The organism is Escherichia sp. WS2035 (genome assembly GCF_046487065.1).
Lineage (GTDB): Bacteria > Pseudomonadota > Gammaproteobacteria > Enterobacterales > Enterobacteriaceae > Escherichia > Escherichia coli.
The window spans coordinates 228,400-249,048 of sequence record NZ_JBJQKD010000001.1 but is presented as its reverse complement, the minus strand read 5'-3'; the positions used below and the strand labels follow the sequence as shown (position 1 = coordinate 249,048).

Here is a 20,649-nt window from a genome sequence, read left to right as displayed (position 1 = left end):
ACAATTTATTCTGTGCGGTTTAAGCACCACGGCACAAAATGACAAATTCAACGCAAAAAAAACCGGGCAATTGCCCGGTGCTGGAAGGGATCTCGTTATTCGGGGGAATAAGGTAGATGTGGATAGTCCAGCCAGTGCGTCAAATAGTGAGAGACAGCCTGATTTCGGCAATGTCCAATCACCGGTAAATGCGGGAGCTCCGCGCGCAGTTGCGGCATCGCATTGCCCATAATAAATCCGCTACCGACGCTGCCTAACATTTCGCGATCGTTCATCGCATCACCAAAGGCCATACAATCGCGTAACGATAAACCTAAATGTTGGGTCAGCACCGTCAATGCAGCGCCTTTATTGCAGCCCACCGGCAGCACTTCGAGGCAATCCGTGGCGGAAAAACATAAATGTGCACGCTCGCCTAATGCTTCGTATAGCTGGATCTGCAAGCGTGTAAGATCGTCGTGATCGCCACAGAAGCAGATCTTGGTGACGCTGCCGAGTGGCATTTTTTTGACATCGATTATCTGATAACGAAAACCGCTATAGACAAATGCCTGCAACAACGCAGGGATCTCTTTCCCGGTAAACCAACCATCGTCATTGAAGATATGCATGCTTGCTCGGGTATCCCATTGCTGATACAGCACCAGCTCCGCGACATCCGCAGGTAAATCATCACGATGTAAAAGTTCACCTTCCAGAGAATGCACGCGCGTTCCGTTGCCAGTAATCAAATATGCATCCAGCGATAGCGCCCCGAGAATATGCTGCATCTCCAGCGCATGACGCCCCGTGGCAAAAGTGAGGGTAATGTCGCGTTCACGCAGCCGCGCCAAAGTAGAGAGGGTTTTCTCACCTAAATGATGGTCAGGCATCAATAAAGTGCCATCCATATCAAATGCTGCCAGACGAGCCATTTCTTTCTCCACTCTGTGACACAGTTAATGGTGATTGAGTATCACCTGATATATACGGAAGTAATAGTGAATAGTTAAATAATATTGTTCCGGGTTTATATGCGACTGCTCAACCGTCTTAACCAGTATCAACGTCTGTGGCAACCTTCCGCCGGAAAGCCGCAAACCGTCACCGTCAGCGAACTGGCCGAACGCTGTTTTTGCAGCGAACGCCATGTTCGTACGGTGTTGCGTCAGGCACAGGAGGCGGGATGGCTGGAGTGGCAGGCGCAGTCAGGACGCGGAAAGCGCGGTCAACTACGCTTTCTGGTCACGCCAGAATCGCTACGCAATGCGATGATGGAACAGGCGCTGGAAACCGGAAAGCAGCAAGATGTGCTGGAGCTGGCGCAACTGGCCCCAGGTGAGCTGCGCACTCTGTTACAGCCGTTTATGGGCGGACAATGGCAAAACGATACGCCCACGTTGCGTATTCCCTACTATCGCCCGCTCGAACCGCTACAACCGGGCTTTTTGCCCGGCCGTGCCGAGCAGCATCTGGCCGGGCAGATATTTTCCGGCCTGACCCGCTTCGATAATAATACTCAGCGCCCGATTGGCGATTTAGCACATCACTGGGAAACCTCTACTGACGGGTTACGCTGGGACTTTTATCTTCGTTCAACGCTACACTGGCATAACGGCGATGCAGTAAAAGCCTCACACTTACACCAGCGATTATTGATGCTGTTACAACTGCCAGCACTGGATCAATTATTTATTAGCGTGAAGCGTATTGAAGTCACCCATCCGCAGTGTCTGACCTTCTTTTTACATCGCCCCGATTACTGGCTTGCGCACCGACTGGCGAGCTATTGCAGCCATCTGGCGCATCCGCAATTCCCACTGATCGGCACAGGTCCTTTTCGCTTAACACAATTCACAGCGGAACTGGTGCGCCTGGAGAGCCATGATTATTACCATTTACGTCATCCGCTGCTTAAAGCGGTTGAGTACTGGATAACTCCGCCGCTTTTCGAAAAAGATTTGGGAACCAGTTGTCGGCATCCCGTGCAAATCACCATTGGCAAACCGGAGGAGCTGCAACGGGTCAGCCAGGTCAGTAGCGGCATCAGTTTAGGTTTTTGCTATTTAACATTGCGCAAAAGTCTCCGACTGTCCCTCTGGCAGGCGCGAAAAGTAATCTCCATTATTCATCAATCCGGTTTATTACAAACGTTAGAAGTCGGAGAAAACCTGATCACCGCCAGTCATGCATTACTGCCTGGCTGGACTATTCCGCATTGGCAGGTACCGGATGAAGTTAAACTACCGAAAACCTTGACGCTGGTTTATCACCTACCGATAGAACTTCATACCATGGCAGAACGCCTACAGGCGACACTGGCAGCGGAAGGCTGTGAACTCACAATTATTTTTCATAACGCAAAAAACTGGGACGACACGACCCTACTGGCACACGCAGACCTCATGATGGGCGACAGATTAATTGGCGAAGCACCGGAATATACCCTGGAGCAATGGCTGCGTTGCGATCCACTGTGGCCACATGTTTTCGACGCTCCAGCATATGCACATTTGCAATCGACACTGGACGCAGTGCAAGTAATGCCTGATGAGGAAAACCGATTTAATGCCCTGAAAGCGGTTTTTAGCCAGTTAATGGCAGATGCGACGCTGACGCCGCTGTTCAACTATCACTATCGCATTAGCGCCCCTCCCGGCGTGAACGGTGTGCGACTGACACCGCGCGGCTGGTTTGAATTTACCGAAGCCTGGCTTCCCGCGCCGTCGCAATGAATAGCTGGTCCGGGTTAATCGCAGGCGTTACCATAACGCTTTTATTGTTCAAGCAGGATTATCTATGAAACGTGCTGTCGTTGTGTTCAGTGGAGGCCAGGATTCCACCACCTGTCTGGTGCAGGCATTACAACAATATGATGAAGTCCATTGCGTGACGTTCGATTACGGTCAACGCCATCGCGCAGAAATCGACGTGGCACGCGAACTGGCGCTGAAACTGGGGGCACGCGCGCATAAGGTTCTTGATGTAACGCTGCTCAACGAGCTGGCGGTCAGCAGCCTGACGCGTGACAGCATTCCGGTGCCTGATTATGAACCTGAAGCCGATGGTATCCCGAATACGTTTGTCCCAGGGCGTAATATTTTGTTCCTGACGCTGGCGGCAATATATGCGTATCAGGTAAAAGCAGAAGCCGTAATTACCGGCGTCTGCGAAACGGATTTCTCCGGCTACCCGGATTGTCGCGATGAGTTTGTGAAAGCACTAAACCATGCCGTCAGTTTGGGCATGGCGAAAGATATTCGTTTTGAAACGCCGCTGATGTGGATTGATAAAGCGGAAACCTGGGCGCTGGCAGATTATTACGGCAAGCTGGATTTAGTCCGTAACGAAACGCTGACCTGTTATAACGGCATTAAAGGCGACGGTTGCGGTCATTGTGCGGCGTGTAATTTACGTGCCAACGGTTTGAATCATTATCTGGCCGATAAACCGACGGTGATGGCAGCGATGAAGCAGAAAACCGGGTTGAAGTAATTATTCCGGGTGTCGCCGGATGCGGCTTGAGCATCCGGCACCACAAAACGTTTACTTAACCATCTGCTCCAGCTTTTCGCGCAATTCCCCTTCCAGAGCTAATGCTTTCTGCGTTTTAAGATCAATACAAACAAACGTAATAAGCGCATCCGCTACCACCTGTCCTTCCGGCTCCAGTGTAATGACCTGGCTTAAGATGCCACTTTTACCGTTTAATTGCTGCAACTGACTGGTAATGGTTAACAGGTCGCTTAATACCGCCGGGCGGCGATAGTTAATATTGATATTGACCACGACGAAAGCGATGTTATGGGCCGTCATCCAGTGAAAACTGTCGCTATTTTCCAACCCATGCCAGCGGGCTTCTTCGAGAAATTCAAGGTAGCGGGCGTTGTTTACGTGCTGGTAAACGTCGAGATGATATCCACGAACTTTGATTTGTGTTTGCATAGCGCAATAACCTTACGTTGTTGTTATAAGAACTGTTATAAGAACTGTTATAAGAACTGTTATAAGTACAGAGGTCATAACTGGTATGACCTCTTCAGTCTGGCAAAAAATTGCCACTATGCAAATTAATTACAGGGTTAATACCGCCATATTACGTTCCACCAGCGAATTGCCCATCCCCGGCACCTGCTTTAGATCCTCCACCGTTTTAAACGGACCGTACTCTTCGCGATAACTGACAATCGCCTGCGCTTTCTTCAGGCCAACGCCATTCATCGCGCGGGCTAACTCTTCCGCGCTGGCATTATTAATGCTGACCCGGGTGCCTTCTTCGTCACTGGCTTTCGCCGGTACTGCTGCTTTACTTTGTGCTGCAGGAGCTTCCGCTTTGGTTTCTACCGTTGTCGGTTTTGCCGCAGGAGCTGCCGCCAGAGCACTATGAGACATTCCGGCACAGGCCAGGGACAGGGTAATGAGCAGTGCTTTAATTCCGTGTTTCATACTGTTTTCTCCTTGTTTGTTAACAGTGGAATCACCTTAACGGCAGTGAAAACAGTAAACAAATGGCAATGTTCAGAAATGGAAAAGGCCGCGAAAGCGACCTTTTCTTGTTACAGCTGCAAAGCATTTTTTTGCGAGGCGGCTTCAGGATTATTGCTGTTCCAGCGCATCGCCAATTTTGATTTTCGCCTCTTTACGCAGGTTACTCATCAGAGCTTCAAAGACGATTTGTGCGTTGTTCTGGGTGATACCCTGCACCATCGCTTTTTTCTGATCTTCCGGCATTGAACCTTGTTTCACTTCATCCAGCGCCAGCAGAACCACATTACCTTGCATATCGGTCGCCATACCGTAGCTCGGTTTGTCTTTCGCTGGCAGCGGCAGTGCAAACGCAGCCTGGCTAATCGGGTCACGACCGGAACGGCTTAAGGTTTTCGGCTCGCCAAATTTCAGACCGGCAGCCTGCATCGCTTCCGCACCTTTGCCGGCTTTCAAATCAACCAGCAGTTTCTCAGCATCCACTTTCGCCTGTTGTTCAGCTTTGTTGTGCTGAACCAGTGCCTTAACTTGTTCCTGAACATCTGCCAACGGTTTCACCGCTTCCGGTTTGTGCTCGCTGATGCGCAGCACGAATGCGCGGTCGCCGTCTACGGTGATGATGTCAGAGTTGATGCCCGGCGCGCCGTTTTCACCTACCAGACCGCCGTTGAAGATAGCGTCGGCAACTGGCTTGAAGTTCAACTCTTCCGGCAGGTTATCTTTGCTGAACCAACCCGTCTGAGTGGCTTTAACGCCGGCAGCTTGCTCTGCACCGGCCAGAGACTCGGTGTCGTTGCTTGCCGCATCGCTCACTTTCTGCTGCAGCGCGTAGTACGCATCGAGGGCTTTTTCGTGTTTCACTTTCGCCGCAATGTCGTCACGTACTTCGTCTAACGATTTCACTTTCGCTGGCTGAATGTCGTCCAGACGTACAATCAGGAAACCGACCGAAGATTTGATAACACCAGACAGTTGGCCTTTTTCTTTCAGACCCGCATTTTTCAGTTCGTCCGGGATAGTGGCATCTTCTAACCAACCCATATCACCGCCGTTACGGGCAGAGATAATATCGGCAGATTTTTCTTTGGCTAATGCAGCAAAATCACCGCCCTTATTCAGCTCATCAAGTACCGCTTTCGCTTCATCTTCAGTTTTGGTCTGGATGATGCTGTAACGGGTACGCTGCGGCTGGGTGAATTGATCCTGATGCTGATCGTAGTAGCTCTGGATATCCGCATCGCTAACCGGTTGCTGCATCGTCGCGGCATCCAGCTTGATGTAACTCACGCGGAATTGTTCCGGCGTCATGAAATTGTTTTTGTTTTGTTCGTAGTAGCTGGCAATTTCCTGTTCGGTCACAGGCTGCTTCGCCGCCAGCGCGTTAACATCGATAGCCGCTTCACGCACCACGCGTTGTTGAGCTACCAGTGCCGCCAGCTCGTCGGTTTCACCTTTCAGCATAAAATCGGTACCGGCAACGCCGTTAATCAGCTGTTGGGTAGTGAGCTGGTTACGCAGCGCCTGGGCGTACTGATCGGCGGTCATCCCCATCTGGTTGAGGATACCGTTATAGCGGCTGTTATCAAATTTGCCGTCAACCTGGAAGGCTGGGGTCGCGAAAATCGCCTGTTTAACCTGCTCATCGCTGATACCCAGTTTCAGCTCACGAGCGTACTGATCCAGAAGCGCCTCGTCGATCAGACGATTCAGCACCTGTTGACGCAGGGTTTTCATATAGCCTTCGTTCGCTGCCAGCTCGGAGTATTGATCGCCCAGCTGTTGCTGCATGCGATTACGCTCGCTGTTGAAGGCGTTCTCGAATTGCCCACGGCTGATTTCCTGGTCATTCACTTTTGCGGCGTAGTTATTGCCTCCGCCAATCAGGTAACCACTCACGCCGGTCAATATGAACGACACGATAATGATACCGAAAATAATCTTGAGCACGAGACTGTTTGCAGCCGTGCGTAAGCTGTCCATCATGGTGTAACAACACTCCGCTGTAGATGACTGTGTACCTCACGCAACGTATCGATGCGCGCAAAGGCCTATTGTGACAAGAAACGGGGGCAATTGTCAGCCCACAAGACGCAGAAAGTCACCGAATACAAATAAAAAAGGCACATCAGTAGATGCGCCCTTGAACTTCGTCACATCCCCACTGGGGACAACGCTTAGTTTACCGCGTCTTTCAGTGCTTTACCTGCACGGAAGCTCGGTACTTTAGCAGCAGCGATGGTGATCTCTTTACCGGTCTGCGGGTTGCGGCCAGTACGGGCAGCACGTTCCTTAACGGCAAAAGTACCAAAACCTACCAGTGCTACATCATCCCCTTCTTTCAGAGATTCAGTTACGGAAGCAATAATAGCATCTAACGCACGGCCAGCCGCAGCTTTAGAGATATCAGCCCCTGCAGCAATCTTGTCGATCAATTGAGATTTATTCACTCTTCTCTTCCTCTTTATAATTTATATCGCACTTGAATCCTTCAAGGTACGAACGCGCAGCAGTTATATCAGGCCAGCCATCCCCTTACAACACCCCTTAATAAGGGCAAGCCCGATCCGCCATCTAACTTAGCGAGACAAAAAAAGGCTGGCAAGCCCGAATTAGCCTGCCAGCCCTGTTTTTATTAGTGCATTTTGCGCGAGGTCACTATTTTGCAGTCACAACCTGCATGCCAGACGGTTCATTTTGTAGCGCCAGAGTCAGAACTTCCTCAATGCGCTTCACAGGATGAATGTCCAGATCGGCAATTACGTTGTCAGGAATCTCTTCCAGATCGCGTTTATTTTCGAACGGAATTAACACTGTTTTAATCCCGCCGCGATGCGCTGCCAGTAGTTTTTCTTTCAAACCACCGATCGGCAGTACCTGACCACGCAGAGTGATCTCACCGGTCATTGCCACATCGGCACGAACCGGGTTACCGGTCAGGCAAGAAACCAGCGCGGTGCACATGGCAATACCGGCACTCGGACCATCTTTCGGCGTCGCACCTTCCGGTACGTGGACGTGGATGTCACGTTTTTCGTAAAAATCAGGGTTGATCCCCAGTTTTTCCGCACGCGCACGAACCACCGTTAACGCCGCCTGAATAGACTCCTGCATCACTTCGCCGAGCGAACCGGTATAGGTCAGTTTGCCTTTCCCCGGAACGCACGCGGTTTCAATGGTCAGCAAGTCACCGCCCACTTCCGTCCACGCCAGACCGGTTACCTGGCCGACACGGTTTTCGTTATCCGCGCGCCCATAGTCGAAACGCTGAACACCGAGGTAGTCATGCAGGTTATCACCGTTAATTTCGATATGTTTTAATGACTTATCGAGCAGTAACTGCTTAACCGCTTTGCGACACAGTTTGGAGATTTCACGCTCCAGACCACGCACGCCCGCCTCACGGGTGTAGTAACGAATAATGCCGATAATGGCGCTATCGTCGACGGTCAGCTCACCTTTTTTCAATGCATTACGTTCAATCTGCTTCGGCAGCAGGTGACGTTTGGCGATGTTCAGTTTTTCATCTTCGGTATAACCGGAGAGGCGAATCACTTCCATACGATCCAGCAACGGTGCCGGAATGTTCATGGAGTTCGACGTAGCGACAAACATTACGTCGCTGAGATCGTAATCCACTTCCAGGTAGTGGTCGCTGAACGCTACGTTCTGCTCTGGATCCAGCACTTCAAGCAGTGCGGAGGCCGGATCACCACGCATGTCAGAAGACATTTTGTCGATCTCATCGAGCAGGAACAGCGGGTTTTTCACGCCCACTTTCGCCATTTTCTGGATCAGTTTACCCGGCATAGAACCGATGTAAGTACGGCGGTGACCACGGATTTCCGCTTCATCACGCACGCCGCCCAGCGCCATACGGACATATTTACGCCCGGTGGCTTTGGCGATGGACTGACCCAGGGACGTTTTACCTACCCCCGGCGGCCCTACCAGGCAGAGGATCGGACCCTTGATTTTGTTGACACGGCTTTGAACCGCAAGATACTCAAGGATACGATCTTTCACGCGCTCCAGACCATAATGGTCGGTATCAAGGATTTCCTGCGCCTGACGCAGGTCTTTTTTGACCTTGCTACGCGCATTCCACGGCACCTGTACCATCCAGTCGATATATCCACGCACTACGGTCGCTTCTGCCGACATCGGAGACATCATTTTCAGCTTCTGCAGCTCTGCTTCCGCTTTCTCTTTTGCCTCTTTCGGCATCTTCGCCGCGTCGATTTTGCGCTTCAGGGCTTCGTTTTCGTCCGGCGCGTCGTCCATTTCACCGAGTTCTTTCTGAATAGCTTTCATTTGCTCGTTCAGATAGTACTCACGCTGGGATTTCTCCATCTGCTTTTTAACGCGGTTGCGAATGCGTTTCTCAACCTGCAGCAGATCGATTTCCGATTCCATCATTGCCATCAGATATTCCAGACGTTCGTTAACGTCGGACATCTCCAGAACGGACTGTTTGTCAGCCAGTTTCAGCGGCATATGTGCAGCAATGGTATCCGCCAGACGCGCCGGATCGTCGATGCTATTCAGCGACGTCAGCACTTCTGGTGGGATTTTTTTGTTTAGCTTGATGTAGCCTTCGAACTGGCTGATTGCAGTACGCACCAGCACTTCCTGTTCCCGCTCATCAATGGTCGGCGACTCCAGATACTCCGCCTTCGCAGAAAAGTGTTCGCCATTGTCAGAGAGCGCAGAAATACGCGCGCGCTGTAACCCCTCGACCAGCACTTTGACGGTGCCGTCAGGCAGTTTCAGCATCTGCAATATAGAGGCCACGGTCCCGACGGTGAAAAGATCGTTTACACCCGGCTCATCCGTTGAAGCTTCTTTCTGCGCGACCAGCATAATTTTTTTATCATGGTCCATCGCCGCTTCCAGACAACGGATGGATTTTTCCCGCCCGACAAATAAGGGGATGACCATGTGCGGATAAACCACCACATCGCGCAGCGGCAATACGGGGATTTCAATGCGTTCAGAACGCTCAGGATTCATAGAGCTCTCTCTTAGTTTAATTTCCGCCAGGTAATCAGATGACACGACTGTGCTTCACGCCATCTATTAACATGTACGTCAGTATATGGGGATGTTTCCCCCACATTCAACGCCGAGAATAGAGGAAAAATTAAAGGGGAGATAAAATCCCCCCTTTTCGGTTAACTAATTGTATGGGAATGGTTAATTATTCACCAGATGCCTGTTGCGCTTCCGGCTTACCATAAATCAGCAACGGTTTGCTTTGACCATCAATTACCGACTCGTCGATAACCACTTTTTCGACATCTTCCATGGACGGCAGATCGTACATGGTATCGAGCAGTGCGGCTTCTACGATGGAACGCAGGCCACGGGCACCGGTTTTACGCGCCATCGCTTTCTTAGCGATAGCATCCAGCGCCTCGTCACGGAATTCCAGATCCACGCCTTCCAGATTAAACAGCGCCTGATACTGCTTGGTCAGGGCGTTTTTCGGCTCTTTGAGGATCTGAATCAGAGCTTCTTCGCTCAGTTCATTCAACGTTGCGACAACCGGCAGACGACCAATGAACTCAGGGATCAGACCAAACTTGATCAGATCTTCCGGTTCAACCTGCGCCAGCAGTTCACCTTCGCTGGCTTTGTCGGACTTGGCTTTCACCGTCGCGCCAAAACCAATGCCGGAGCCGGTTTCAACACGATTGGCAATCACTTTATCCAGGCCAGCAAATGCGCCGCCACAGATGAACAGGATCTTAGAGGTATCAACCTGCAAGAATTCCTGCTGCGGATGTTTACGCCCACCTTGCGGCGGAACAGCAGCTACCGTACCTTCGATCAGTTTTAACAGTGCCTGCTGTACGCCTTCACCGGAAACGTCTCGGGTAATGGACGGGTTGTCTGACTTACGAGAAATCTTGTCGATTTCATCGATGTAGACAATCCCGCGCTGCGCTTTCTGTACGTCGTAATCGCACTTCTGCAACAGCTTCTGAATGATGTTTTCAACGTCTTCGCCCACATAACCGGCTTCGGTCAGCGTGGTTGCGTCAGCCATGGTGAACGGAACGTCCAGCAGGCGCGCCAGCGTTTCGGCCAGCAGCGTTTTACCGGAACCGGTCGGACCGATCAGCAGAATGTTACTTTTGCCCAACTCGACGCCATTGCTGGTATCTCCGTTGCGCAGACGTTTGTAGTGGTTGTATACCGCGACCGCCAGCACTTTTTTCGCCTGTTCCTGACCGATAACGTAATCGTCCAGGTGGTTGCGAATTTCATGCGGCGTCGGTAGCGCACTGCGTTCACGATGCGGTGCAACTTCTTTAATCTCTTCGCGAATGATGTCGTTACATAAATCAACACATTCGTCGCAGATATACACGGATGGACCGGCAATCAGCTTGCGCACTTCATGCTGGCTTTTGCCGCAAAAAGAGCAATACAGCAATTTGCCTGAGCCATCTTTGCGTTTATCTGTCATGGGTCAAAACCTCTTCTTTGTTCTTTGTGCCGCACACGACGACGCAAATGCCATTCTCAGGCGCAAGCCGCTTACAGCGTTGTGCCGCCCTGGATAAGTATAGCGGCACAGTTGCGCCTCTGGCATCAATTACGATGGGTCAGAATCGAATCGACCAGACCGTATTCCACCGCTTCAGGGGCAGAAAGGAAGCGATCGCGCTCGGTATCACGTTCAATCTGTTCTAATGATTGACCCGTATGAAGCGCCATAAGTTCATTCATGCGCCCTTTAACTTTCAGAATTTCACGGGCATGAATTTCGATATCGGTCGCCTGGCCCTGGTAGCCGCCCAACGGCTGGTGAATCATCACGCGCGAATTCGGCAGGCAGAAACGTTTACCTTTTGCCCCTGCAGTCAGCAAGAAAGCGCCCATCGAGGCCGCCTGGCCCATACAGATGGTGCTGACATCAGGCTTGATAAACTGCATGGTGTCATAGATAGACATCCCGGCAGTAATCACCCCGCCTGGAGAGTTAATGTACAGATAGATATCTTTTTCTGGGTTTTCTGCTTCCAGGAACAGCATCTGCGCCACAATCAGGTTAGCCATGTGGTCTTCAACCTGGCCAGTCAGAAAAATGACGCGTTCCTTAAGTAGACGAGAATAGATATCAAAAGAGCGCTCACCTCGTGAGGTCTGTTCAATGACCATCGGCACCAGCGCCATATGGGGTGCAAAGTTATCTCGTTCGCCGCTGTATGACATTTCCGTCTCCTGGATAAAATTGAAAAAACCTGCTGTACCGATTGTAACCTTATGGACGGATTATCAGCTAGTCCCTGTGTTATGGGTACGGCATCACCATATTTCAAGCATAACAATCTTTTGTTGTTACGCTAACACCGAAAGAGGCTTTTCGCACGGTTCCATGCAAAATTCATGACAAAAAAAAGCCCACCACCTGGCGGTGACGGGCCTTTGTGCGAATTTAGCGCGTTATGCTACGTAAATTACGCCTGCTGGTTCATCAGCTCGTTGAAAGTGGTTTCTTTTTCAGTCACTTTCGCTTTCGCCAGTACAGCTTCAATAGCCTGTTCTTCCAGAGCAACATTGCGCATGTTGTCCATCAGTTCTTTGTTTTTGCTGTAGAACTCGATAACTTCTTTCGGATCTTCGTACGCAGAAGCCATCTCTTCGATCAAGCCTTTCACGCGCTCTTCGTCAGCTTTCAGCTCGTTGGTGCGGATAACTTCGCCCAGCAGCAGGCCAACAACTACGCGGCGTTTAGCCTGTTCTTCGAACAGTTCGCGCGGCAGTTCCAGAGCTTGTTTTTCGTTGCCACCGAAACGCTGTGCAGCCTGGCGACGCAGAACGTCGATTTCGCTGTCGATCAGCGCAGCCGGTACATCGATGTCGTTAGCTTTTACCAGACCTTCGATCGCCTGAGACTTAACGCGGTTACGGATGGCGCTCTTCAGCTCGCGCTCCATGTTTTTACGCACTTCAGCGCGCAGACCTTCTACGGAACCATCTTCAACGCCGAAACGTTTGATGAATTCTTCAGTCAGTTCCGGCAGTTCACGCTCTTCAACTTTCTTCAGGTTGATAGCGAATTTCGCTGCTTTACCTTTCAGGTTTTCTGCGTGGTACTCTTCCGGGAAGGTCACGTCGATGGTGAACTCTTCGCCAGCTTTGTGGCCTTTGATACCGTCTTCAAAGCCCGGGATCATGCGACCCTGACCCATCGCCAGTACGAAATCAGACGCTTTACCGCCTTCGAACTCTTCTCCGTCTACAGAACCGGTGAAGTCGATGGTCACACGGTCTTCTGCTTCAACAGCGCCGTCTTTTTCTTTCCAGGTTGCCTGCTGTTTACGCAGAGTATCCAGCATGCCGTCAACGTCAGCGTCGGTCACTTCAACAATCGGTTTTTCAACTTCGATCGCTTCCAGACCCTGCAGTTCAACTTCCGGATAAACTTCAAACTCTACAGAGTAGGTGAAGTCTTCACCCAGCTTGTATTCGCCCGGAACATAGGTCGGTGCGCCAGCCGGATTGATTTTTTCTTTAATGATGGCGTCAATGAAGTTACGGCTCATCAGGTCGCCCAGGACGTCCTGGCGTACAGACGCGCCATAACGCTGAGCAACGATATTCATTGGCACTTTGCCTTTGCGGAAGCCGTCAATACGTACTTTTTTCGCAACGTTGACCAGCTCGCTTTTAACAGCGGTCTCGATGCTGTCAGCAGCGATAGTAATCGTTACACGGCGGCCAAGGCCTTGAGTGGTTTCAACTGAAACTTGCATCTTGTTACCTCAAAAAATCACAGTGCTCGGTCAACTCTTACCCCGCAAGCACAGGTTGTTGGCTTCGCGGAACCGGGATGTTCTTATAATCAATCACATTCCCTGTTACCAGAATCATCCCGAAAGTATTCAAATAGGACGCGGCATTATAGCGGCATCACTTTTATGAGTCGAGAACGGTTATTGCGCGCTGTCGCGTATTTTTTCACAATTCCCGGGCGATTTTCGTCTGAATGCTGGGCAAAAAGCGCAAAATCCAGACAAAACAAAACGGCCCGCAGGCCGTTTTTCATAAAATCTTTAGCAACATACTGGAAAAGCGCCGACAGTTGCAAATGCGTTTTTACGCGATGCTTCCTGCTCCACGACAGGGAGGAGAGGCAAAGACGGTGTCCTGCAACCCTTCCCACTCCTTAATAGTGTAAGTATGCAGAGCCAGCGCATGAACGGTAGTAGAGAGTTCCTCCGCTAAAGTACTGTAAATCATTCGATGACGATTCAGAAAACGTTCACCCGTAAAACGATCGCTGACCAGCACAACTTTAAAATGGCTTTCAGAGCCGGCTGGGACATTGTGACGATAGCTTTCATCCACTACTTCGAGGAATACGGGTTGGAACGCCGCCCTTAATTTTTCTTCTATCCGCTCACGTATCATCATGAAATATCTCCTCCGACAACGCTGAGATGTCATCCATCCCTTTAAATACTAGCCGCTTTTACCGTTTCCATTGCAGCTTAACAACAAATATTTAGGTTTCGTCCTGGTTTTTCCGTCAAGCGTATGAAGTTTACTGATTTAAAGATTGAAACACAGGCCTCGCATCAGCGTTTCTTTTACCAGGGGTGATTATTTCGTCAACATGATGAATTTACATGCCTTACCCACTTCCCCTCGCCGTTGGCAATGTTATGATGGCGGGAATTTTTACCAAACACGCTTAAGAGTCTCTGAGAGCCCGAACATGTTCAAAAAAATCCTCTTCCCGTTAGTTGCTCTGTTTATGCTTGCAGGATGCGCAAAACCGCCAACAACTATCGAAGTTTCCCCGACGATTACACTGCCACAGCAGGATCCAAGCCTGATGGGCGTCACCGTAAGCATTAATGGTGCCGATCAGCGTACCGATCAGGCGCTGGCAAAAGTCACCCGCGATAATCAAATCGTTACCCTGACCGCCTCCCGCGATCTGCGTTTCCTGCTGCAAGAAGTGCTGGAAAAACAAATGACCGCCCGTGGATACATGGTTGGTCCGAATGGCCCGGTTAATCTGCAAATCATCGTTAGCCAACTGTATGCTGACGTGTCCCAGGGCAACGTGCGCTACAACATCGCGACCAAAGCGGATATCGCCATCATCGCTACCGCGCAGAATGGCAACAAAATGACCAAAAACTATCGTGCCAGCTACAACGTTGAAGGTGCGTTCCAGGCCTCCAACAAAAATATCGCCGATGCGGTTAACAGTGTGCTGACCGATACCATCGCTGATATGTCTCAGGACACCAGCATCCACGAATTCATCAAGCAGAACGCGCGTTAATTTCTGCCCTCTGGCCCGGTGCAAGCCGGGCCTGTAGACGCCCATGTCCAGTCAATATTTACGTATTTTTCAACAGCCGCGTTCAGCCATATTGCTGATCCTGGGTTTTGCTTCCGGGCTACCGCTCGCCCTGACGTCCGGCACCTTACAGGCCTGGATGACGGTCGAGAATATCGATCTCAAAACCATTGGTTTCTTCTCTCTGGTAGGCCAGGCTTACGTTTTTAAATTCCTCTGGTCACCACTGATGGACCGCTACACGCCCCCATTTTTCGGGCGGCGGCGCGGTTGGCTGCTCGCCACGCAAATTCTGTTATTAGTCGCCATTGCGGCGATGGGTTTTCTCGAACCAGGCACCCAGCTCCGCTGGATGGCGGCACTGGCGGTGGTGATCGCTTTTTGCTCTGCCTCCCAGGATATTGTCTTCGATGCGTGGAAAACCGATGTGCTCCCGGCAGAAGAACGTGGTGCGGGCGCGGCAATCAGCGTGCTGGGTTACCGTTTAGGGATGCTGGTTTCCGGCGGCTTAGCCCTGTGGCTGGCAGATAAATGGCTGGGCTGGCAGGGCATGTACTGGTTGATGGCGGCGCTGTTGATCCCCTGTATTATCGCGACGTTGCTTGCACCAGAACCCACCGACACCATTCCTGTGCCCAAAACGCTGGAACAAGCGGTTGTTGCACCTCTGCGAGATTTCTTTGGTCGCAATAATGCCTGGCTTATTTTGCTTCTTATCGTGCTGTATAAGCTGGGCGACGCATTCGCTATGAGCCTGACAACCACGTTTTTGATTCGCGGCGTCGGGTTTGATGCGGGTGAAGTAGGCGTGGTTAACAAAACGCTTGGCTTACTGGCGACCATTGTTGGCGCATTGTACGGTGGGATTTTGATGCAGCGCCTGTCGCTGTTCCGTGCACTGCTGATTTTCGGCATTTTACAAGGTGCATCTAACGCCGGTTACTGGCTGCTGTCGATTACTGATAAGCATCTCTACAGCATGGGTGCAGCCGTCTTTTTCGAAAACCTCTGTGGCGGGATGGGTACATCAGCCTTTGTCGCGCTGTTAATGACGCTGTGTAATAAGTCATTTTCCGCTACTCAATTTGCCCTGCTCTCAGCGCTTTCTGCTGTAGGGCGAGTTTATGTCGGCCCCGTGGCGGGTTGGTTTGTTGAAGCACACGGCTGGTCGACATTCTATCTATTCTCCGTCGCCGCTGCCGTACCAGGGCTTATTTTGCTGCTGGTTTGCCGCCAGACGCTTGAATATACACGAGTAAATGACAACTTTATCTCCCGTACCGAATATCCTGCAGGTTATGCCTTTGCCATGTGGACACTGGCGGCGGGCATCAGCCTGTTGGCCGTGTGGTTACTGCTGTTGACGATGGACGCGCTGGATTTGACGCACTTCTCTTTCCTGCCTGCGCTGCTGGAAGTCGGGGTTTTAGTCGCCCTCTCTGGCGTCGTGCTTGGTGGTTTGCTGGATTATCTGGCGCTACGAAAAACACATCTGACGTAATCTGTAAATATTATTTAGCTGTAGTAATCACTCGCCGTAATTATTACGGCTAAATAAACATCAGCATCGCTTATTGATATTTGTTCTTTTGTGCGGCTTAGCGTCTGGAAATTATTGACGCCATTTATGAATTCTATTTTTTTTACACGATTCAGCTGATGAGTCCTTATTTTCTCACCACCCAGTTGTCACCCTAATGATAGTTATTTGTTAAATAATTGTTTTATTTTATATTGATTATACCAATTGCCCGCCCAAACTCCTTCTGCACTTCCCTTTCGTTATAACGCCCTTTTGCAACAGCTTCTTAAAATCAACTTGATATGTTTTGCAACATATGTGACCTGATAGCCAAATCCAAGTAACAGGAATTTAATCATGTTTACAGTAATGTAACCTTCCCGTAAAATGCCCACACACTTTAAACGCCACCAGATCCCGTGGAATTGAGGTCGTTAAATGAGACTCAGGAAATACAATAAAAGTTTGGGATGGTTGTCATTATTTGCAGGCACTGTATTGCTCAGTGGCTGTAATTCTGCGCTGTTAGATCCCAAAGGACAGATTGGTCTGGAGCAACGTTCACTGATACTGACGGCATTTGGCCTGATGTTGATTGTCGTTATTCCCGCAATCTTGATGGCTGTTGGTTTCGCCTGGAAGTACCGTGCGAGCAATAAAGATGCTAAGTACAGCCCGAACTGGTCACACTCCAATAAAGTGGAAGCTGTGGTCTGGACGGTACCTATCTTAATCATCATCTTCCTTGCGGTACTGACCTGGAAAACCACTCACGCTCTTGAGCCTAGCAAGCCGCTGGCACACGACGAGAAGCCCATTACCATCGAAGTGGTTTCCATGGACTGGAAATGGTTCTTCATCTACCCGGAACAGGGCATTGCAACCGTGAATGAAATCGCTTTCCCGGCGAACACTCCGGTGTACTTCAAAGTGACCTCCAACTCCGTGATGAACTCCTTCTTCATTCCGCGTCTGGGTAGCCAGATTTATGCCATGGCCGGTATGCAGACTCGCCTGCATCTGATCGCCAACGAACCCGGTACTTATGACGGTATCTCCGCCAGCTACAGCGGCCCGGGCTTCTCAGGCATGAAGTTCAAAGCTATTGCAACACCGGATCGCGCCGCATTCGACCAATGGGTCGCAAAAGCGAAACAGTCGCCGAACAGCATGTCTGACATGGCAGCGTTCGAAAAACTGGCCGCGCCTAGCGAATACAACCAGGTGGAATATTTCTCCAACGTGAAACCAGACTTGTTTGCCGATGTGATTAACAAGTTTATGGCTCACGGTAAGAGCATGGACATGACCCAGCCAGAAGGTGAGCACAGCGCACATGAAGGTATGGAAGGCATGGACATGAGCCACGCGGAATCCGCCCATTAAAGGGGTTGAGGAAGAATAAAGATGTTCGGAAAATTATCACTTGATGCAGTCCCGTTCCATGAACCTATCGTCATGGTTACGATCGCTGGCATTATTTTGGGAGGTCTGGCGCTCGTTGGCCTGATCACTTACTTCGGTAAGTGGACCTACCTGTGGAAAGAGTGGCTGACCTCCGTTGACCATAAACGTCTCGGTATCATGTATATCATCGTGGCGATTGTGATGTTGCTGCGTGGTTTTGCTGACGCCATTATGATGCGTAGTCAGCAGGCCCTTGCCTCTGCGGGCGAAGCGGGCTTCCTGCCACCTCACCACTACGATCAGATCTTCACCGCACACGGCGTGATCATGATCTTCTTCGTGGCGATGCCTTTCGTTATCGGTCTGATGAACCTGGTGGTTCCGCTGCAGATCGGCGCGCGTGACGTTGCGTTCCCGTTCCTCAACAACTTAAGCTTCTGGTTTACCGTTGTTGGTGTGATTCTGGTTAACGTTTCTCTCGGCGTGGGCGAATTTGCGCAGACCGGCTGGCTGGCCTATCCACCGCTATCGGGAATAGAGTACAGTCCGGGAGTCGGTGTCGATTACTGGATATGGAGTCTCCAGCTATCCGGTATAGGTACGACGCTTACCGGTATCAACTTCTTCGTTACCATTCTGAAGATGCGCGCACCGGGCATGACCATGTTCAAGATGCCAGTATTTACCTGGGCATCACTGTGCGCAAACGTACTGATTATTGCTTCCTTCCCAATTCTGACGGTTACCGTCGCGTTGTTGACCCTGGATCGCTATCTGGGCACCCATTTCTTTACCAACGATATGGGTGGCAACATGATGATGTATATCAACCTGATTTGGGCCTGGGGCCACCCGGAAGTTTACATCTTGATCCTGCCTGTATTCGGTGTGTTCTCCGAAATTGCGGCAACCTTCTCGCGTAAACGTCTGTTTGGTTATACCTCGCTGGTATGGGCAACCGTCTGTATCACCGTGCTGTCGTTCATCGTCTGGCTGCACCACTTCTTTACGATGGGTGCGGGCGCGAACGTAAACGCCTTCTTTGGTATCACCACGATGATTATCGCCATCCCTACCGGGGTGAAGATCTTCAACTGGCTGTTCACCATGTATCAGGGCCGCATCGTGTTCCATTCTGCGATGCTGTGGACCATCGGTTTTATCGTTACCTTCTCGGTAGGCGGTATGACTGGCGTGCTGCTGGCAGTACCGGGCGCGGACTTCGTTCTGCATAACAGCCTGTTCCTGATTGCGCACTTCCATAACGTGATCATCGGCGGCGTGGTCTTCGGCTGCTTCGCAGGGATGACCTACTGGTGGCCTAAAGCGTTCGGTTTCAAACTGAACGAAACCTGGGGTAAACGCGCGTTCTGGTTCTGGATCATCGGCTTCTTCGTTGCCTTTATGCCACTGTATGCGCTGGGCTTCATGGGCATGACCCGTCGTTTGAGCCAGCAGATTGACCCGCAGTTCCACACCATGCTGATGATTGCAGCCAGCGGTGCGGTACTGATTGCGCTGGGTATTCTCTGCCTCGTTATTCAGATATACGTTTCTATTCGTGACCGCGACCAGAACCGTGACCTGACTGGCGACCCGTGGGGTGGCCGTACGCTGGAGTGGGCAACCTCTTCCCCGCCTCCGTTCTATAACTTTGCCGTTGTGCCGCACGTTCACGAACGTGATGCATTCTGGGAAATGAAAGAGAAAGGCGAAGCGTACAAAAAGCCTGACCACTATGAAGAAATTCATATGCCGAAAAACAGCGGTGCCGGTATCGTCATTGCGGCTTTCTCCACCATCTTCGGTTTCGCCATGATCTGGCATATCTGGTGGCTAGCGATTGTTGGCTTCGCAGGCATGATCATCACCTGGATCGTGAAAAGCTTCGACGAGGACGTGGATTACTACGTGCCGGTGGCAGAAATCGAAAAACTGGAAAACCAGCATTTCGATGAGATTACTAAGGCAGGGCTGAAAAATGGCAACTGATACTTTGACGCACGCGACTGCCCACGCGCACGAACACGGGCACCACGATGCAGGCGGAACCAAAATTTTCGGATTTTGGATCTACCTGATGAGCGACTGCATTCTGTTCTCTATCTTGTTTGCTACCTATGCCGTTCTGGTGAACGGCACCGCAGGCGGCCCGACAGGTAAGGACATTTTCGAACTGCCGTTCGTTCTGGTTGAAACTTTCTTGCTGTTGTTCAGCTCCATCACCTATGGCATGGCGGCTATCGCCATGTACAAAAACAACAAAAGCCAGGTGATCTCCTGGCTGGCGTTGACATGGTTGTTTGGTGCCGGATTTATCGGGATGGAAATCTATGAATTCCATCACCTGATTGTTAACGGCATGGGTCCGGATCGCAGCGGCTTCCTGTCAGCATTCTTTGCGCTGGTCGGCACGCACGGTCTGCACGTCACTTCCGGTCTTATCTGGATGGCGGTGCTGATGGTGCAAATCGCCCGTCGCGGCCTGACCAGCACTAACCGTACCCGCATCATGTGCCTGAGCCTGTTCTGGCACTTCCTGGATGTGGTTTGGATCTGTGTGTTCACTGTTGTTTATCTGATGGGGGCGATGTAATGAGTCATTCTAACGCAAGCAGCGGCGCATCCCATGGCAGCGTAAAGACCTACATGACAGGCTTTATCCTGTCGATAATCCTGACGGTAATTCCGTTCTGGATGGTGATGACAGGGGCTGCCTCTCCGGCCGTAATTCTGGGAACAATCCTGGCAATGGCAGTGGTACAAATTCTGGTGCATCTGGTGTGCTTCCTGCACATGAATACCAAATCAGATGAAGGCTGGAATATGACGGCGTTTGTCTTCACCGTGCTAATCATCGCCATCCTGGTTGTGGGCTCCATCTGGATTATGTGGAACCTCAACTACAACATGATGATGCACTAAGAGC

18 protein-coding genes are annotated in these 20,649 nt (G+C 50.8%); 8 read left to right on the top strand and 10 right to left on the bottom strand.

Annotated elements, in window-relative coordinates:
* Window positions 1–95 precede the first annotated feature (95 nt).
* Entirely contained in the window at window positions 96–914 is an 819-nt protein-coding gene (cof, locus tag ACJHX4_RS01210; protein ID WP_000113027.1) for an HMP-PP phosphatase, read from the bottom strand.
* A 99-nt stretch (window positions 915–1,013) separates the two neighbouring features.
* Here cof and ACJHX4_RS01205 point away from each other — a divergent pair, with 99 nt between their 5' ends.
* Both ACJHX4_RS01205 and queC read left to right on the top strand, forming a co-directional pair.
* The gene (locus tag ACJHX4_RS01205; RefSeq protein WP_001238258.1) at window positions 1,014–2,714 is read left to right on the top strand and encodes an SgrR family transcriptional regulator; all 1,701 of its coding nucleotides are present in this window, start codon (window positions 1,014–1,016) and stop codon (window positions 2,712–2,714) included.
* Between the two features lie 64 nt (window positions 2,715–2,778).
* The gene (queC, locus tag ACJHX4_RS01200; protein WP_000817227.1) at window positions 2,779–3,474 is read left to right on the top strand and encodes a 7-cyano-7-deazaguanine synthase QueC; all 696 of its coding nucleotides are present in this window, start codon (window positions 2,779–2,781) and stop codon (window positions 3,472–3,474) included.
* Between the two features lie 51 nt (window positions 3,475–3,525).
* Here queC and fadM read toward each other — a convergent pair whose 3' ends face one another.
* The 9 genes from fadM to bolA all read right to left on the bottom strand — a co-directional run bounded on the left by fadM (window position 3,526) and on the right by bolA (window position 13,890).
* On the bottom strand, window positions 3,526–3,924 hold the full coding sequence (gene fadM, locus ACJHX4_RS01195) for a long-chain acyl-CoA thioesterase FadM (protein ID WP_001194552.1): 399 nt from the start codon (window positions 3,922–3,924) through the stop codon (window positions 3,526–3,528).
* A gap of 129 nt (window positions 3,925–4,053) precedes the next feature.
* Entirely contained in the window at window positions 4,054–4,425 is a 372-nt protein-coding gene (locus ACJHX4_RS01190) for a helix-hairpin-helix domain-containing protein (protein ID WP_000680295.1), read from the bottom strand.
* A gap of 150 nt (window positions 4,426–4,575) precedes the next feature.
* Window positions 4,576–6,447, bottom strand: a complete 1,872-nt coding sequence (gene ppiD, locus ACJHX4_RS01185) for a peptidylprolyl isomerase (protein WP_000969359.1) — start codon at window positions 6,445–6,447, stop codon at window positions 4,576–4,578.
* A gap of 191 nt (window positions 6,448–6,638) precedes the next feature.
* The gene (gene hupB, locus ACJHX4_RS01180) at window positions 6,639–6,929 is read right to left on the bottom strand and encodes a nucleoid-associated protein HU-beta (RefSeq protein WP_254892905.1); all 291 of its coding nucleotides are present in this window, start codon (window positions 6,927–6,929) and stop codon (window positions 6,639–6,641) included.
* 190 nt (window positions 6,930–7,119) lie between these two features.
* Window positions 7,120–9,474, bottom strand: a complete 2,355-nt coding sequence (gene lon, locus ACJHX4_RS01175; RefSeq protein ID WP_001295325.1) for an endopeptidase La — start codon at window positions 9,472–9,474, stop codon at window positions 7,120–7,122.
* A 187-nt stretch (window positions 9,475–9,661) separates the two neighbouring features.
* The gene (gene clpX / locus ACJHX4_RS01170; RefSeq protein WP_000130299.1) at window positions 9,662–10,936 is read right to left on the bottom strand and encodes an ATP-dependent protease ATP-binding subunit ClpX; all 1,275 of its coding nucleotides are present in this window, start codon (window positions 10,934–10,936) and stop codon (window positions 9,662–9,664) included.
* A gap of 125 nt (window positions 10,937–11,061) precedes the next feature.
* Window positions 11,062–11,685 (bottom strand): ATP-dependent Clp endopeptidase proteolytic subunit ClpP, encoded by a 624-nt coding sequence (gene clpP, locus ACJHX4_RS01165; RefSeq protein ID WP_000122253.1) that lies wholly within the window; start codon window positions 11,683–11,685, stop codon window positions 11,062–11,064.
* Between the two features lie 245 nt (window positions 11,686–11,930).
* The gene (gene tig, locus ACJHX4_RS01160) at window positions 11,931–13,229 is read right to left on the bottom strand and encodes a trigger factor (protein ID WP_247773306.1); all 1,299 of its coding nucleotides are present in this window, start codon (window positions 13,227–13,229) and stop codon (window positions 11,931–11,933) included.
* Between the two features lie 343 nt (window positions 13,230–13,572).
* A complete protein-coding gene (bolA, locus tag ACJHX4_RS01155) occupies window positions 13,573–13,890 on the bottom strand; it encodes a transcriptional regulator BolA (RefSeq protein WP_000973448.1) in 318 nt (105 codons plus the stop codon).
* A 304-nt stretch (window positions 13,891–14,194) separates the two neighbouring features.
* On the opposite strand from bolA, the gene ACJHX4_RS01150 reads away from it, so the two are divergent.
* From ACJHX4_RS01150 to ACJHX4_RS01125, 6 genes are all read left to right on the top strand, one after another.
* Window positions 14,195–14,773, top strand: a complete 579-nt coding sequence (locus ACJHX4_RS01150) for a lipoprotein (protein ID WP_001295326.1) — start codon at window positions 14,195–14,197, stop codon at window positions 14,771–14,773.
* A 43-nt stretch (window positions 14,774–14,816) separates the two neighbouring features.
* Window positions 14,817–16,292: a muropeptide MFS transporter AmpG gene (gene ampG / locus ACJHX4_RS01145; protein WP_000098434.1), complete on the top strand. Its 1,476-nt coding sequence runs from the start codon at window positions 14,817–14,819 to the stop codon at window positions 16,290–16,292.
* 459 nt (window positions 16,293–16,751) lie between these two features.
* Window positions 16,752–17,699 carry a cytochrome o ubiquinol oxidase subunit II gene (cyoA, locus tag ACJHX4_RS01140; RefSeq protein WP_001239434.1) on the top strand — a complete coding sequence of 316 codons (948 nt, stop codon included), beginning with the start codon at window positions 16,752–16,754 and terminating at the stop codon, window positions 17,697–17,699.
* 21 nt (window positions 17,700–17,720) lie between these two features.
* A complete protein-coding gene (cyoB, locus tag ACJHX4_RS01135) occupies window positions 17,721–19,712 on the top strand; it encodes a cytochrome o ubiquinol oxidase subunit I (protein WP_000467176.1) in 1,992 nt (663 codons plus the stop codon).
* Window positions 19,702–20,316 (top strand): cytochrome o ubiquinol oxidase subunit III, encoded by a 615-nt coding sequence (locus ACJHX4_RS01130; RefSeq protein ID WP_000179819.1) that lies wholly within the window; start codon window positions 19,702–19,704, stop codon window positions 20,314–20,316. The genes cyoB and ACJHX4_RS01130 overlap by 11 nt, the downstream gene beginning before the upstream one ends.
* Window positions 20,316–20,645 (top strand): cytochrome o ubiquinol oxidase subunit IV, encoded by a 330-nt coding sequence (locus ACJHX4_RS01125; RefSeq protein WP_000019796.1) that lies wholly within the window; start codon window positions 20,316–20,318, stop codon window positions 20,643–20,645. Before ACJHX4_RS01130 ends, ACJHX4_RS01125 begins: the two co-directional genes overlap by 1 nt.
* Window positions 20,646–20,649: the final 4 nt, after the last annotated feature.